15 protein-coding genes and 1 other annotated feature are annotated in these 15461 nt (G+C 61.4%); of the genes, 8 read left to right on the top strand and 7 right to left on the bottom strand.

Going from position 1 to position 15461, the window contains the following annotated elements:
* Nucleotides 1-26: 26 nt before the first annotated feature.
* The 8 genes from BN1969_RS02670 (at nucleotide 27) to ilvC (ending at nucleotide 9895) form a co-directional block, all read left to right on the top strand.
* Nucleotides 27-2462: a glycogen/starch/alpha-glucan phosphorylase gene (locus BN1969_RS02670; protein ID WP_050622871.1), complete on the top strand. Its 2436-nt coding sequence runs from the start codon at nucleotides 27-29 to the stop codon at nucleotides 2460-2462.
* A gap of 194 nt (nucleotides 2463-2656) precedes the next feature.
* Nucleotides 2657-3460, top strand: a complete 804-nt coding sequence (locus tag BN1969_RS02675) for a PHP domain-containing protein (RefSeq protein WP_050622872.1) — start codon at nucleotides 2657-2659, stop codon at nucleotides 3458-3460.
* Between the two features lie 42 nt (nucleotides 3461-3502).
* Nucleotides 3503-3937, top strand: coding sequence for a ribose 5-phosphate isomerase B (gene rpiB, locus BN1969_RS02680; RefSeq protein WP_050622873.1), 435 nt, complete (start codon nucleotides 3503-3505; stop codon nucleotides 3935-3937).
* Nucleotides 3938-4038: 101 nt separating this feature from the next.
* Nucleotides 4039-4283, top strand: a binding site (T-box leader).
* Nucleotides 4284-4351: 68 nt separating this feature from the next.
* Entirely contained in the window at nucleotides 4352-5980 is a 1629-nt protein-coding gene (ilvB, locus tag BN1969_RS02685) for a biosynthetic-type acetolactate synthase large subunit (RefSeq protein ID WP_082203476.1), read from the top strand.
* A gap of 14 nt (nucleotides 5981-5994) precedes the next feature.
* Nucleotides 5995-6480: an acetolactate synthase small subunit gene (gene ilvN, locus BN1969_RS02690; protein WP_050622875.1), complete on the top strand. Its 486-nt coding sequence runs from the start codon at nucleotides 5995-5997 to the stop codon at nucleotides 6478-6480.
* Between the two features lie 131 nt (nucleotides 6481-6611).
* Entirely contained in the window at nucleotides 6612-8315 is a 1704-nt protein-coding gene (ilvB, locus tag BN1969_RS02695; protein WP_050622876.1) for a biosynthetic-type acetolactate synthase large subunit, read from the top strand.
* A 13-nt stretch (nucleotides 8316-8328) separates the two neighbouring features.
* Complete coding sequence (gene ilvN / locus BN1969_RS02700; protein WP_242850269.1) at nucleotides 8329-8895, top strand: acetolactate synthase small subunit; 567 nt, start codon at nucleotides 8329-8331, stop codon at nucleotides 8893-8895.
* Nucleotides 8876-9895 (top strand): ketol-acid reductoisomerase, encoded by a 1020-nt coding sequence (gene ilvC / locus BN1969_RS02705; RefSeq protein WP_050622878.1) that lies wholly within the window; start codon nucleotides 8876-8878, stop codon nucleotides 9893-9895. Before ilvN (BN1969_RS02700) ends, ilvC begins: the two co-directional genes overlap by 20 nt.
* Nucleotides 9896-10522: 627 nt before the next feature.
* On the opposite strand, the gene BN1969_RS02715 is transcribed toward ilvC, so the two are convergent.
* The 7 genes from BN1969_RS02715 to BN1969_RS02745 all read right to left on the bottom strand — a co-directional run bounded on the left by BN1969_RS02715 (nucleotide 10523) and on the right by BN1969_RS02745 (nucleotide 15441).
* Nucleotides 10523-11428, bottom strand: a complete 906-nt coding sequence (locus tag BN1969_RS02715; protein ID WP_050622880.1) for a polysaccharide deacetylase family protein — start codon at nucleotides 11426-11428, stop codon at nucleotides 10523-10525.
* A 142-nt stretch (nucleotides 11429-11570) separates the two neighbouring features.
* The gene (locus BN1969_RS17780; protein ID WP_050622881.1) at nucleotides 11571-12014 is read right to left on the bottom strand and encodes a hypothetical protein; all 444 of its coding nucleotides are present in this window, start codon (nucleotides 12012-12014) and stop codon (nucleotides 11571-11573) included.
* A 90-nt stretch (nucleotides 12015-12104) separates the two neighbouring features.
* On the bottom strand, nucleotides 12105-12311 hold the full coding sequence (locus tag BN1969_RS02725) for a type II toxin-antitoxin system RelB family anti-toxin (protein ID WP_050622882.1): 207 nt from the start codon (nucleotides 12309-12311) through the stop codon (nucleotides 12105-12107).
* 2 nt (nucleotides 12312-12313) lie between these two features.
* Nucleotides 12314-12625 (bottom strand): DUF2178 domain-containing protein, encoded by a 312-nt coding sequence (locus BN1969_RS02730; RefSeq protein ID WP_050622883.1) that lies wholly within the window; start codon nucleotides 12623-12625, stop codon nucleotides 12314-12316.
* A gap of 160 nt (nucleotides 12626-12785) precedes the next feature.
* Entirely contained in the window at nucleotides 12786-13409 is a 624-nt protein-coding gene (locus tag BN1969_RS02735; protein WP_050622884.1) for a DUF47 domain-containing protein, read from the bottom strand.
* A gap of 24 nt (nucleotides 13410-13433) precedes the next feature.
* Complete coding sequence (locus BN1969_RS02740; RefSeq protein WP_050622885.1) at nucleotides 13434-14486, bottom strand: inorganic phosphate transporter; 1053 nt, start codon at nucleotides 14484-14486, stop codon at nucleotides 13434-13436.
* 280 nt (nucleotides 14487-14766) lie between these two features.
* Nucleotides 14767-15441: a FadR/GntR family transcriptional regulator gene (locus tag BN1969_RS02745; RefSeq protein WP_050622886.1), complete on the bottom strand. Its 675-nt coding sequence runs from the start codon at nucleotides 15439-15441 to the stop codon at nucleotides 14767-14769.
* Nucleotides 15442-15461: the final 20 nt, after the last annotated feature.

Raw genomic sequence — 15461 nt, forward strand, 5'->3', positions numbered from 1 at the left:
ATTTTAAATTAACAGGGAGGCAAATTATGGCTGAATACAACAAAGCCCAGCTCACTGAGATGATCGTGGGCAAGCTCCTGCGGAATTTTGGCCGCACAGTGGATGAGGCCACCCCTAATCATATGTTCAAGGCCTGCGCCATGGTCCTGCGGGATATCATGTCCGGTCATCAGATCGAGACCAGCAACCACGTCTGGGAAGCCCAGGGCCGGCAGGTCCACTACCTCTCTCTGGAATTCCTGATGGGCCGCTCTTTGGAGAAGAACGCCTATAATCTGGGGCTGCTGGACACCTTGACCCAGGTGCTGGAGGATCTGGGCTTTTCCGCCGCTGACCTGTTCGAGACCGAGCCAGACGCCGGCCTGGGCAATGGCGGTCTGGGTCGTCTGGCCGCCTGCTACCTGGACTCCATGACCACTTTGGAGATCCCGGCCACCGGCTATTCCATCTGCTATGAGCTGGGCATCTTCAAGCAGAAGATCATTGACGGCAAGCAGGTGGAGCTGGCCGACAACTGGCTTGGCCTGGGCGACGCCTGGCTTATCGCCAAGATGGACGAGGCGGAGGAGGTCCGCTTTGGCGGCAGGATCGTGGACCATTGGGTGGACGGTCACAATAAACCGGAGCACGTGGGCTACACGACCGTGCTGGCCATTCCACGTGACATGGAGATCGCCGGCTACAAGACCAACCACACCAACACCCTGCGCCTGTGGGACGCCAAGAGCCCGGTCCCCGTAGATATGTCCCTCTACTCCCGGGGCGAGTACCTGAAGGCGGTGGAGCAGCAGGCCATGGCCGAGGTCATCGCAAAAGTGCTCTATCCCGATGACAACCACTACGAGGGCAAGTCCCTGCGGCTGAAGCAGCAGTATTTCTTCGTCTCCGCCACCGCCCAGTCTATCGTCCGCCAGCACCGTGCCCAGTATGGGACGCTGCGCAACTTCCACCAGAAGCATGTCATCCAGATCAACGACACCCATCCCACCCTGGTCATCCCCGAGCTGATGCGCATCCTGCTGGACGTGGAGGGGTACAGCTGGGACGAGGCGTGGCACATCGTCACCAACACCGTCTGCTACACTAACCACACTGTCCTGGCCGAGGCCCTGGAGCGCTGGCCCCAGAACCTGATCGAGTCCCTGCTGCCCCGCATCTGGGAGATCCTGAAGGAGATCGCCGCCCGCTACCAGCGCCAGCTGGAGGGATACTTCGGCGGGGACATGAACCGGGTCTCCCGGATGGCCATCATCTGGGGTGGGGAGGTCCGCATGGCCAACCTGTGCGTGTGCGCCTGCTCCGCAGTCAACGGCGTGTCCGCCCTCCACTCCGATATCCTCAAGCGGGACGTGTTCCATGACGCCTACCTCCGCCAGCCTGACCAGTTTAAAAACGTGACCAACGGCATCGACCACCGCCGCTGGCTCTCTCAGATCAACCCCAAGCTGGACGCCCTGATCCGGGAGTGCACCGGCAGCGACGCCTACCTGCTCCACCCGGAATCCATCTCCGGCCTGGAGAAGTACAAGGACGACTCCGCCGTCCTGGACCGCCTGGAGTCCATCAAACAGGAGAACAAGCGCCGTTTTGCCGGCTATGTGGCCCGGGAGTCCGGGATCATCCTCAACACCGACGCCATCTTCGACGTACAGGTGAAGCGCCTCCACGAGTATAAGCGCCAGCTGCTCAACGTGCTGCATATCGTGTGCCTGTACCAGCAGCTGCGGGACGATCCCAATATGGACTTCACGCCCCAGACCTTCCTCTTCGGCGCCAAGGCGGCCCCGGGCTACCACGTGGCCAAACAGATCATCCAGCTCATCAACTCCCTGGCCGCCCAGATCAACGCCGACCCCGTCTGCAAGGATAAGCTCCAGGTGGTTTTCCTGGAGAACTACCGGGTCTCCCTGGCAGAGAAGCTGATGCCTGCCTCCGAGCTCTCCGAGCAGATCTCCACCGCCGGCAAGGAGGCCAGCGGCACCGGCAACATGAAGTTCATGATGAATGGCGCCCTCACCATCGGCACCCTGGACGGAGCCAATGTGGAGATGCACCAGCAGCTGGGGGATGAGAACATCTTCCTTTTCGGCCTCACCGCCGACCAGGTGGAGGAGCGCCGCCGCCAGGGCTATCGCTCTCTGGATTACTACCAGCAGGACCCGGTGCTCAAGCGGGTGCTGGACCAGATCTCCGCCGGCTTCTCCGACGGCAGGGCCTACACCGACCTGACCAACCGCCTGCTCTTCGGCGGAGGGGGCGGGATCGCCGATGAATATATGCTACTGGCCGACTTTGACAGCTACTGTCAGGCCCACCGCCGCTCTCTGGAGGTCTACAAGGACCGGAGAGCCTGGGATCAGAAATCTCTCATCAACATCGCCCGGTCCGGCATCTTCGCCGCCGACCGCTCCATCCGGGACTACGCCCGGGACATCTGGCATGTCCCCACCCGGTTCGACTGACCCTTTCAAAGCCGCCGCAGACGGGTCTGCGGCGGCTTTTTCCGTCCGGCTTAGCGCTGGCTGGAACGCCGTTCCTCTTCCGGAAATGGTAGGAAGGGATTTCCAAGAAAATCACTTGCAAAATGTCAACAAATGCAATAAAATAGAGGGCGAAGCGGACTGATCCACAGAATTTGCCCGCCGGAGGTCTCTGTATGTATCTTGCTGATCATCACATCCATTCCTGCTGCTCCCCGGACAGTGAGGCGCCCCTCTCGGAGATGCTCCGGGCGGCCCAGGCCGCCGGCCTCTCCGACCTGTGTGCCACTGACCACTGCGACCTGCTGGATCTGGACGGGGGACGGGTCACAGGGCTGGACTGGGCCCCCATCCTGACCCAGTATCAGGCGGCTCGGGGGGACTGCCCCGCCGGCGTGAAGCTGCGCCTGGGTTTGGAGCTGGGCGGTGCCCCGGTGGACCCGGACTGCGCCGCCGCCATCCTCTCCGGCGCGGACCTGGACTTTGTTATCGGCTCCATCCACAACCTCAGCCCCGCCAAGGGGGGGAAGGACTTCTATTTCCTGGACTACACCACCCCCCGGGCCTGCTATGAGGCCCTGGATGACTACTTCGACAGCCTGGCCCAGCTGGTCCATCTGGACTGCTGGGACACGATGGGCCATATCATCTACCCCCTTCGGTATATGCAGAAGATCCCTGGGCATCCTGTCACTCTGGAGAGGTACCAGGACCGCCTGCGCGCGCTCCTCACCGGGGTGGCCCAGGCGGGGCGGGCCATTGAGGTGAACACCTGGTGCGGGCGCACTGTGACCCAGTGGCAGCCCCTGCTGGAGCTCTACCGGGACTGCGGCGGCGAGCTGATCACTCTGGGGTCCGACGCCCACAGGCCAGAGGACGTGGGGAAGGGGATCGCCCAGGCCCAGGAGCTGCTCCGGACAGTCGGCTTCCGTTATTTCACCGTCTACCACCGCCGGACCCCCCAATTCATCCGGCTGTGACAGAAGAATAGTTGAAGAAGAGAGAAGAAGGAGGATTTCATTATGATCGCAATCGCTTCCGACCACGGAGGGTACGCCCTGAAGGAGCACATCAAGGCCTATCTCGCCGCTAAGGGGATCACCTGCCAGGACTTCGGCTGTGAGACGCCGGACCGGTGCGATTACCCTGTTTTCGGCAAGGCTGCCGCCCAGGCCGTGGCCTCCGGCCAGTGTGAGAAGGGGATCGTCATCTGCACCACTGGCATCGGCATCTCCATCTCTGCCAACAAGGTAAAGGGCATCCGCTGCGCCCTGTGCGGGGATACCCTGTCCGCCGAGATGTGCCGCCGCCACAACAATGCCAACATGCTGGCTATGGGGGCGGGTATCGTGGGCCCCAACCTGGCGGAGCGGATGGTGGACGTGTTTCTGTCCACCGAATTCGACGGCGGCCGCCACACCAAGCGGGTAGAGCTGATGATGGAGATCGAGGGCTGAGCCCAGCAGAAAAATGTTCCGGAGACAAAAAGGGAATTGACAAACAGCTCCCCGTGCGATAAAGTAGTAAATAACTTTTACCGGGGCGACCCGGAAGATGACAAAACGCGATGACCGGGCCAGTAGGCAGTTCCAAAGGGTACAGAGAGGGAGCGGTTGGTGTAAGCTCCACCTGTGGAACAGGGCGCCGAACATCACCCGCGAGCAGTCCCGCTGAACCGTTTGCCGCAGTAGGCGGGGCCGGAGACCCACCGTTACAGGGGCATGAGCGCGCAGCGCCGGCCTGTTCTGGCCGCTCCGCTGTGAAGTTAGGTGGTACCACGGAGCAGACGGCTTCGTCCTATCGAGATAGGACGAAGCCGTTTATTTTTACCCCGCCGCCCAGGCGGCATGCAATTTGGAGGTGATCTTCTCATGACAGGAGCACAGGCCCTGATCGAGAGTTTGAAGCGGGAACAGGTAGCGCATATCTTCGGCTATGCCGGCGCCACCATCTGCCCGGCGGTGGACGCCTTGAAGTCCCACCCGGAGATCGGCTACACCCTGGTCCGCACGGAGCAGAACGCGGGCCATATGGCCTCCGGCTATGCCCGGATCAGCGGGAAGGTGGGGGTGTGCATGGTGACCTCCGGCCCGGGCGCCACCAACCTGATCACCGGCATCGCCACCGCCTATATGGATTCCATCCCCATGGTAGCCATCACCGGCCAGGTACCCAGCAATCTGCTGGGGCGGGATATCTTCCAGGAGGTGGATATCACTGGCGCGGTGGCCCCCTTCTCCAAGCACAGCTACCTGGTCAAGGACGCCAACGACATCCCCCGCATCGTCAAGGAGGCCTTTCACATCGCCTCCACTGGCCGGCCCGGCCCGGTGCTCATCGACATCCCCATCGACGTACAGGAGCAGTCCCTGAAAAAGTTCTACTACCCCGAGGAGGTCAGCATCCGGGGCTATAAGCCCAGCGTAAAGGGCAATGACCTGCAGATCAAACGGGTGGTGGAGGCCATCTCCCGCTCCAAACAGCCTTTGATCTGCGCCGGCGGCGGCGTGTGGCTGGCCGACGCCAAAGAGGAGCTGCTGGAGCTGGCGGAGCGGTGCTCCATCCCTGTGGTCAAGACCATGATGGGGCTGGGGCTCCTGCCCACCGACCACCCGCTGAACATGGGGATGATCGGGGCCCACGGCAACCACTGCGCCAACAAGGCCCTGGCCAAGGCGGACCTGCTCATCATGGTGGGCACCCGGGCCGCCGACCGGGCCATGGTGGACCCGGGGGAGATCCAGCGCCGCATGGCCACCATCCACATCGACGTGGACCCGGCGGAGATCGGAAAAAATATGCAGGCCGCCATCCCTCTGGTGGGCAATGTGAAGGTCATCCTCCGGCAGATCCTGGACCGGGACGTGGCGGCCACCGACTCGGCGGCCTGGCTGGAAAAGCTGCGTGACTACCGGAAGGCGGAGCTGAACCGCGTCTTCCCCCGCCGGGCGGGCTCGGTCTTCCCGGGCACAGTCCTCCGCCGGCTGGGAGCCCGGCTGGACGACGATGCCGTCATCTGCGTGGATGTGGGCCAGAACCAGATCTTCGCCTGCAAATATATCCCCCAGAAGCACGGACGCCTGCTCACCAGCGGCGGCCTGGGCACCATGGGGTATGCCCTCCCTGCCGCTGTGGGGGCCAAGGTGGCCGGTCCCGACCGCCAGACTCTGGTGGTCTGCGGCGACGGCTCCTTCCAGATGGCCATGAACGAGCTGGCCGCCATCCGGGCGGCGGACATGGACATCAAGATCGTCCTGTTCCGCAACCACACCCTGGGTCTGGTCCACCAGATCCAGAGCAGCGCCCCCTACCACGGGCCCTTCGGCGTGGCGCTGGACGGCTCCCCGGACTTTGAGACCATTGCCGCCGCGTACCGGGTCCCCTGCATCCAGGTGGGGGACGAGGACCACCTGGACGAGGCGCTGGACCGTTTTCTGGGCACACAGGGCAGCTGTCTGCTGATCTGTGAGGTCCACCCTGACGTTGGGACCAATGACTGAGAGGGGGATAAGCCATGAAACAGACCATTTCCGTCCTAGTGGAGAACCAGGCCGGCGTTCTGAACCGGATCACCGGCCTGTTCTCCCGCCGGGCCTTTAACATAGAATCCCTGGCAGTGGGTGTCACCGATGACCCCACCATCTCCCGCATCACCATCATCGTGGACAGCGGCAACAGCGTGGTGGAGCAGGTGGAAAAGCAGCTCAACAAGCTGATCGAAGTCATCAAGGTCCGCACCCTGGAGGAGAACAGCCTGATCGGCCGGGAGCTGATGATCCTGAAGGTGAACGCCAACAACAAGACCCGCCAGGATATCATGACCATCTGTGAGATCATGGGGGCCAAGGTGGACGATATCTCTCCCACCTCCCTCACCCTGGAGCTGTCCGATACTCCCGACCGGCTGGACACCTTTCAGTCCATGATGCGCCCCTTCTCCATCCTGGAGGTGGCCCGCACCGGGGTCATCGCCGTCCAGAAGGGCGGAGGGAAAATTTGATCGTGAGTCAGGAGATAAAAGTTCTGAGTCAGTAAGTGCGCTTCCGGCGCACAAATATAAAGCGGTCCGGCGAAGCCGGGCGCCTCAGCTCCTATCTCATCGTTCCTATCTGAACCAAAGGAGGCAGCAGCTTGAAAGTAAGAGCCACCCAGGCCATCCTGGAGTGCCTGCTGGAGCAGGAGGTGGACACCGTCTTCGGCTATCCGGGCGGGACCATCCTGAATCTCTATGATGAACTGTATCACTACCAAGATAAAATACACCACATATTGACCGCCCACGAGCAGGGGGCCTCCCACGCCGCCGATGGCTATGCCCGATCCACCGGCAAGGTGGGGGTGTGCTTCGCTACCTCGGGCCCCGGGGCCACCAATCTCACCACCGGCATCGCCACCGCCTATATGGATTCCTCTCCTGTGGTCTTCATCACCTGCAATGTCACTGAGGAGACCCTGGGCAAGGACGCTTTCCAGGAGGTGGACATCACCGGCATCGCCATGCCCATCACCAAGGCCACCTATCTGGTCCGGGACCCCCAGACCATCCCCGACGTGATGCGTCAGGCCTTTGCCGTGGCTGCCACTGGCCGGCCCGGCCCGGTGCTCATCGACTTTCTGAAGAACGTCACCTTCCCCACCACTATGATCGACTATGAGTTCATCCCCTGGAAGGAGAACCGCTCCTGCGGCAGCATCCGGGAGCTGAACCTGCGCCACGGCCTCAAGCCGCCGGAGCCTGACCTGGGGGATATCGACAAGCTGGTGGAGATGATCGCCCAGTCCCAGCGGCCGCTGCTCATGTGCGGCGGCGGCGTGGTCCGCGGGCGGGCGGACCGGCAGTTCCGGGAGTTTGCCGAGAAGCTGGACTGCCCTGTGGCCATCACCGTCATGGGGGGCGGCGGCTTCCCCGGCGCGCACCCCCTCACCACCGGCATGGTGGGGATGCACGGCACCCAGGCATCCAACACCGCCTGTGACCAGTGCGACCTGCTCATCGCCGTGGGCTGCCGCTTCTCTGACCGGGTGGCTCTGGACCCTGCCTCCTTTGCCAGCCAGGCGAAGATCGTCCAGATCGATATCGACCGTTCGGAGATTGACAAGAACATCCTCACCGACCACCACATCATCGGCTCCGCCAAACGGGTGCTGGAACTGCTCAACCAGCGGGTCCCCCAGTACCACCGGGACGCCTGGAAGGAGCAGATCCTTTCCCTGAAGCGGGAGCCGGAGGTGGAGACCTCCCAGGTCCTCACTCCCAGGCAGGTGCTGGAGACCATCCGCCGCATGGCCCCCCAGGACACCATCGTGGCCACCGATGTGGGCCAGCATCAGATGTGGTCTATCCAGCATTTCCACTTCGACTACCCCGGCCAGCTGCTCACCAGCGGCGGCTTCGGCACCATGGGCTTCGGACTGGGGGCCGCTATCGGTGCCAAGGTGGGCAATCCGGACAAGGTGGTGGTCCACACCACTGGAGACGGCTGCTTCCGCATGAACTGCCACGAGCTGGCCACTGTGGAGCACTACCACCTGCCCATCATCACCGTCATCTTCAACAACGGCTGCCTGGGCATGGTGCGCCAGTGGCAGAACCTGCTCTACCACCAGCGCTTCTCCCAGACTACCCTGGACCGTGGCCCCGACTTCGTCAAGCTGGCCGAGGCATATGGACTGAAGGGCTTCCGGGTCTCCACCCGGGCGGAGATGGAGCAGGCCTTTGGCCAGGCCCTCCAGGCGGGGTGCGGCTGTGTCATCGACTGCCGCCTGGATATGGACGAGATGGTCCGGCCCATGGTGGCCGGCGGGGCCCATATCACCGACTTTCTGCTGAAATAAAGGGGGCTTCACCATGAGACCTGATATGAACAAGGACATCAAGCCCTACACGCTGTCCATTCTGGTCCAGGACATCCCCGGCGTCCTCAGCCAGGTGGCCCGCCTCTTCTCCCGCAAGGGCTACAACATCGAATCCATCGTCTCCGGCGAGTCGGGGGACCCCGGCGTGACCCGCATCACCATCGTGCTGCTGGGGGACGAGCTGATGATCTCCCAAATCGCCGCCCAGTGCCGCAAGCTCCTTCCGGTGATCGCAGTGAAGATCCTGGACGAGTCCACCTCCCTCCAGCGGGAGATGGCCCTCATCAAAGTCAAGACCCTGGACCGCAACGCCCGGGACGAGGTCATCCAGATGGCCAACATCTTCCGGGCCAACATCATCGACGTCAGCCGGGAGACTCTTACCGTAGCCATCTTCGGGGACCGGGACAAGACTGAGGCTCTGGTCCGCCTGCTGAGGGACTTCGGCGTGCTGGAGATCGCAAGAACGGGTACCATCGCCATCGAAAGAGGGCGTAGCACCATATACGACGACAATAAGATCAAGGAGGAATATAACTATGGCAAAAATGTACTATGAGAAAGACTGCGACATCAACTACCTCAACGGCAAGAAGATCGCCATCATCGGCTATGGCTCCCAGGGCCACGCCCATGCCCTGAACCTGAAGGACTCCGGCTGTGACGTGTGCGTGGGCCTGCGCGCCGGCTCCAAGAACTGGAAGAACGCCGAGGACGCCGGCCTGAAGGTGATGACCGTGGCCGACGCCGCCAAGTGGGGCGACATCGTGATGATGCTCATCAACGACGAGGTCCAGGCCGACGTCTACAAGCGGGACATCGAGCCCAACCTGGTGGAGGGCAACGCCCTGGCCTTCGCCCACGGCTTCAACATCCGCTACCAGCAGATCCGTCCCCCCAAGGGCGTGGACGTGTTCATGGCTGCCCCCAAGGGACCCGGTCATACCGTCCGCTCCACCTATGTCAACGGCAAGGGAGTGCCCTGCTTGGTGGCCGTGGAGCAGAACGCCACCGGCGACGCCTATAAGATCGCCCTGGCCTACATCGCCGGCATCGGCGGTGCCCGGGCCGGCGTGATGGAGACCACCTTCCACGACGAGACCGAGACTGACCTGTTCGGCGAGCAGGCCGTGCTGTGCGGCGGCGTGGTGGACCTGATGCGCTGCGGCTTCGAGACCCTGGTGGAGGCCGGCTACGAGCCTGAGAACGCCTACTTCGAGTGCATCCACGAGATGAAGCTCATCATCGACCTGATCAACAAGGGCGGCGTGGCGGCCATGAACTACTCCATCTCTGACACCGCCGAGTACGGCGAGTATGTCTCCGGACCCCGCGTGCTGCCCTACGAGGAAACCAAGAAGAACATGAAGGCTGTCCTTCAGGACATCCAGGACGGCACCTTCGCCGGAAAGTGGATCGCCGAGAACAAAAACGGCCGCACCTTCTTCAACTCCAAGCGCGCCCAGCTGGCCAAGCACCAGATGGAGATCGTGGGCGAGGAGCTGCGCAAGAATATGATCTGGGGCGGCGACAAGGACCTGGATACCGCTTCCAACTAACCGGGCGCAAGCCAGCGACAGCGGTGCCGCTGACCTTTCATGTATGACAAAAGGGTTCTTGAGCATATGCTCAAGAACCCTTTTGGTTATGATCTATAGTGTTGTCATTCAGCAAAGAAAGGTTGTTATCAATATTGAAGTCATCACAAGGAACTCTAACAGTATTTGTATCCCTTGATTAGGAGCGTTATTCTTTACTCTTTTATGCCAAAAAATAATCTCAATTACTTTTACTGAAAGGACAAGAAAGCAAAAAAACTGACTCAAAATAGGAAAAGGCGGATAATATTGATATAATTGATAAAATGCGGCAGGTAAAAAAATCGAAAAAGTACATTGATATTTTTTTCGGCAGTAAAATCTTAATAATATGATGAGCTCATATATAATTGCAAGGATCCAGATCACAATATAGATCTGTAAAAATAGACTTTCTCCAAGATATTCAGCTAAAACACCGCTCTCCCAGGGATATTGCGGAAACATCGGGAATAGCAGGATGTAGGATATTGCCAATAAGAATGATAGTATTTTTAGAACTAGCATCCGAAATCATCCACCTAAATTTTGCTTAAAACCATCATTGACTTTCAAGCTCTTCTATTAGGTCATTATCTGCGGGAGAACTCAGGGCTCCAGCCCCAGATGGCGCAGGACCTTTTCCCAAAAGGTCTCCTTATGCCAGTTGACCAGATCCAGCAGCTCCTGGGTGGAGGTGTTGTCCGTGATGGCGTAGCGGTTCAGCATCCGAAGGGAGGCGGGGTCCCCGCCCCGGATCTGGTTGGGGCCGAAGACGGAGGTGACGGTCACTTTGATCCCCTCCTCCCCGAAGATCCGGTCCGCCTCCTGGCTGACCAGTCCGAAGGGGTAGGCCAGGGCGGTGACCTGCTGGCCCAGCTCCTGGGCGAAGAGCTGCCGGGCCTGACGGCAGTCGCCGGCGAGGACCTGGCGGTAGGCATCCTCCGGCTCGCCCGCCAGGGGCAGCACCCCCTCGCGGCCGCTGTACCCGTAGTCGGCCCGCTGATGCAGGTCAAAGGTGTGGCTCTCCACCTCCAGCACACCGGACTCCAGATAGGGCCGGACGTCCTTCAGGGCGAAGCGGGGCGGGTCCAGGGGCTGGCCCGAGTGGGCATAGACGCTCTGCCCGGCGTTGATCCCGATGACAAAGATGACGGCGTTCAGGCCATGGCGCTCCAGGATGGGGGCGGCCAGCTCCAGATTGCTGGTATAGCCGTCGTCAAAGGTGATGAGCACCGGGTGGTCCGGGAGCGGGGTCCCCTGCTCCCCAAATTCAATGAGCTGCCGGATGGTGACGCTGTTCCAGCCGTGCTCCTTCAGGGCGGCCATATGGGCCTCGAACCGGGCGGGAGAGATCACCATATCGGTGGCCACGTCCTCCGAGATGTGGTGGTACATGAGCACCGGGAGCTGGGACACGTTCCGGGTGCTGGTCCAGACCGCCGCCGCCGCGTACAGCAGGAGCGGGATCAGGACCGGGAGCGGCAGCCATCTTTTTTTCCAAAAGCGTTTCATCTTCTACTTCCTTTCTGATATCTGCCGGACCTGCGCGGGGCCGGGTCTATCTATGGATACAGGATGAGGTGCAGTTTATTCCGGCCGGCTTTTTTCTATGGGATATCTCTGGAGGGCGTCTCCGCCGCCCGGTCCCGCCCGCTCATGGCAGGGCCTCCCGGCACAGCTCCAGACACCGCTGGTAGGCTTCCCCCTCCTCCACCCGGAAGAGGCTCCCCTCGAAGCAGAGAAAACCGTTCTCATACAGGACCACATCCCCCAAGGGCTCGTAGGTGCGGAACAGATCGATATGATAGGTATGCTGCCCCCGCTCATAGCGGATAGCCTGATAGGGCCCCCGCCAGGCCACCCGCAGTTCCCCCAGGGCCTGGACCAGGCCGTTCTCCTCCACTGTGAACCTGACCATATCCTCGTGGGAGGGGGTGACATAGAACTCCGTGACCTGGTCCAGGGGGGGCAGCATCCCCTGCAGCGGCCGGGCCCCCAGGAAAACCTGGGCGGCCACCGCCAGCAGGGCCGCCGCCGAGAACAGGGCAAAGGCCCAAGCCGCCGCCCGGTCCCGCAGGCTCATCGTTCCGTGCTTCATTTCCCGCGCCTCCCATCTGTTCCAGAGAGAGTCTTTTCTAAAACAAGCTTAACAGCGGGGACCCATTTTGTAAACGGGTCCCCGCCAATTTCAGCAGGATTTTTCCCCCGGCCCCAGGAACAGCTCGTCCACCGTGGTCCCCAGCACTCCGGCCAGGTGGAAGGCCAGGGTGAGGGTGGGGTCGTACTTGTTGTTTTCGATGGCGTTGATGGTCTGGCGGGACACTCCGCACCGGCGGGCCAGCTCTTCCTGAGAGAGCCCCATCTCGCTCCTCAGCGCCCGGATCTTGTTCTCCATGCTCAGCCTCCGTACTTGTGCTTGAACCAGCCCAAAAAGGCCGCATACACCACCGCCGCCGTTACCAGCTGGATAAAGGGGGAGGCCGGCTCCCCGCTGGGCTGCTGTACCGCCGTCCGGATCACCTCGATCAGGTCGCCGCCCACCACGGCGATGAAGGCCCAGGTGCTGGCCTTGCCCACGATCATCTGCCGCCGCTCGTCCTCCAGCTCCGACCGGACCAGGGAGACGAACATCCACACGATCAGCACTGCGGAGAGGATCAGCACGGCCAGAAAGATCACCACAAAAATAGAAGTCCCGTTGGATTCCATGACGCTGCCTCCTTGTCAAATCAAGATGTCAAATTCTTTTGACATCTTGATTCTAACATGGATGTGCGGGAATGTCAAATACTTTTTACATCCTGTGCAAAAAAAGACCCGGCCTCCCCTGGATGGCCGGGTCCTGAAAGCGCAGCATATGCGTCTTTGGTCAGGAGTTCTTCATTACGATCTGCTCCACCACGTCCGCCACATGCTCACAGGCGTCAGTGCATTTCTCCAGGTAGAAATAGACCTCCCGCCAGCAGATGATCTCCACCGGGTCGGTGCAGGTGGTGTGCAGCTCCCGCATGCTGGTCACAAAGACCTGATCCGCCTGCTCCTCCAGGGTGTTGATGGCGATGATGTGGTCCCGCAGGCTCTTGGAGTGGCGGAAGGAGGCGAACTCTTTCAGCATGAGCTTGACCATGTCGCAGCTCTTCACCACGATGGAGACCAGCTCCAGGGAGTCGGGCCGGATGCTCTGGATGTTGTTGTAGTAGAGCCGGAGCATCACATCCTCGATCTTGTCTGTCACCTCATCGATGTTCTGGCTGAGCAGGATGATGTCCTCCCGCTCGATGGGGGTGATGAACGCCTTGACCAGAGCGTCCAGCACCTCGTGCTTTTTCTCGTCAGCGGCGTGCTCCACCTTGTGCATGTCGTCCAGCTTCTCCCGGATCAGCAGGGGATCGAAATCCCGCATGACCCGCTCCAGCAGGTGGGCCGCCTGATAGGCGCAGTCCGCACAAGCGTAGAAGTTGCCGAAATAAAAGGAATCACTCTTTTTCGCCATAACACTCTTCCTCCCCATGATCGATCAGAAGATCGCCGTAAATATCTTAGCCATGACAAAGCTGATGAGCCCGCATCCCGGGAAGGTGAACACCCAGGTGAGCATCATGTCCTTCACCACGCCGAAATTGATGGCGGAGAGCCGCTTCACCGCCCCCACACCCATGATGGCGCTGGTCTTGGTGTGGGTGGTGGACACTGGGATACCGAACAGGCTGGAGAGCAGCAGGCAGGCCGCCGCCGCCAGGTCTGCGGCGAACCCCTGGTACTTCTCCAGGCGCACCATATCCATTCCCACCGACTTGATGATCTTTTCGCCCCCCACGCTGGTGCCCAGGCCCATCACGGTGCTGCACATCAGCATCAGCCAGGCGGGGATGACCATCCCGGTGACGCTCTCCTGCCCGCCGCAGAAGGCCATGCCCAGAAAGAGCACGCCGATGAATTTCTGCCCGTCCTGGGCCCCGTGCATGAAGCTCATGGCGGCGGCAGCAAAGATCTGTGCCCCCTGGAAGAAGCCGTTGGTCTTCCTTCGGTCCATCCCGGCGCACACCAGGATGACCAGGCGGCAGATGCCCCACCCGGCCAGGAAGCCCAGCGCCAGGCTCAGCACCAGGCCGTAGAGCACCTTGACCCACTCGCCCATGTTGATGCCGCCAATGCCGTTCTGGATGGCGATAGCCGCCCCTGTGAGGCCCGCGATCAGGCTGTGGCTCTCGCTGGTGGGGATGCCGAAGCGGGCCGCCCCCACGCTGTACACCACGATGGAGAACAGAGCCGCGCACAGGGCGATCAGGGCCTCATGGGTGTTGCCGCCGAAGTCCACCATATTGCTGATGGTGGAGGCTACCGAGCTGTTGATGTGGGTCATGATGAGCACGCCCAGGAAGTTGAACACCGCGCTGGTCAGGATGGCTGCCCGGACGTTGATGCACCGGGTGGCGATGCAGGTGGCGATGGCGTTGGGGGCATCCGTCCATCCGTTGACGAAAATGACGCCCAGCGTCAGCAGGACTGTGACCAGCATGGCCGGGCTGGAAAAGACCTGCTGTACAAATGATGCAAATGACAGTTCCATACGATCTCCCGCGCTCCCTCCTGCCCGTGAGAGGCATAAAAATAACAGGACTTGCTGACCCGGTCCGGTACGAAGTCCTGTCATCCTCCATCAGGGAGCATCCCCCTTGTTCTTCAAGTTGTCGTGGAACCACAGCACGGAGCATCTTCCGCCGGGAACGTCCATTCCCCTGTGGACCTCTAGGTTTAGCATAGCATTTTACACCAATTTCGTCAAGACTTTACCTTTTCCGTCCCAGTTCAAGATTTGTGCAGGCAGGGAGGCCGGCGTTCTGCCCGGCTCATCCCAGCCCCATCACCTCCATGCTGCGGCACATGTGGATGGCCATGGCATGCTCTGCGCCCTCTCCGTCCCGCTTTGCCAAAAATTCCAGCAGCAGGGCGTGGTCCCGCAGGGTGTCCTCTGCCAGCTGCTCGCCGTGCTCTCCGCTCTCCACTGCGGCGGCCACTGCCTGGTGGATCACCGGCAGCAGCCGGACCATGAATTCGTTGTGGGCAGCCCGCACGATGGCGGCATGAAAGTCACGGTCCGCCTCCGTCCGGTCCTGTCCTGCCCGGATGCACCGCTCCACCGCCTCCCCTCTCTCCAGGATATCCCGCAGCTCCTCCTCCGTGGCCCGCTGGCAGGCCAGCCGGGCGGCCTTTGGCTCGAAGATGGACCGCAGCTCAAACAGGTCCCGCAGCTGGCCCTGAAGCCGCTCCAGCCCAGAGAAGCCGAAGTCCTCGATGTCCGCCACTTCCTCCGACACAAAGGTCCCCCGCCCCCGCCGGACCTCCAGCACTCCACAGGCGGCCAGCTCTCGGATGGCCTCCCGCAGGGTGGCGCGGCTCACCCCCAGCTGCTGGGAGAGCTCCACCTCGTTGGGGAGCTTGTCCCCGGGCCGCAGCGTGCCCTCCGCCACGATGCTGTTATACAGGCGTTCCGCCGTCTGCTGGGACAGATTCCGCTTCGACATGGTCTCTCTTCTCCTTTTCT

The sequence above is a fragment of the Clostridium phoceensis genome (assembly GCF_001244495.1).
GTDB classification, from domain to species: Bacteria; Bacillota; Clostridia; order Oscillospirales; family Oscillospiraceae; genus Lawsonibacter; species Lawsonibacter asaccharolyticus.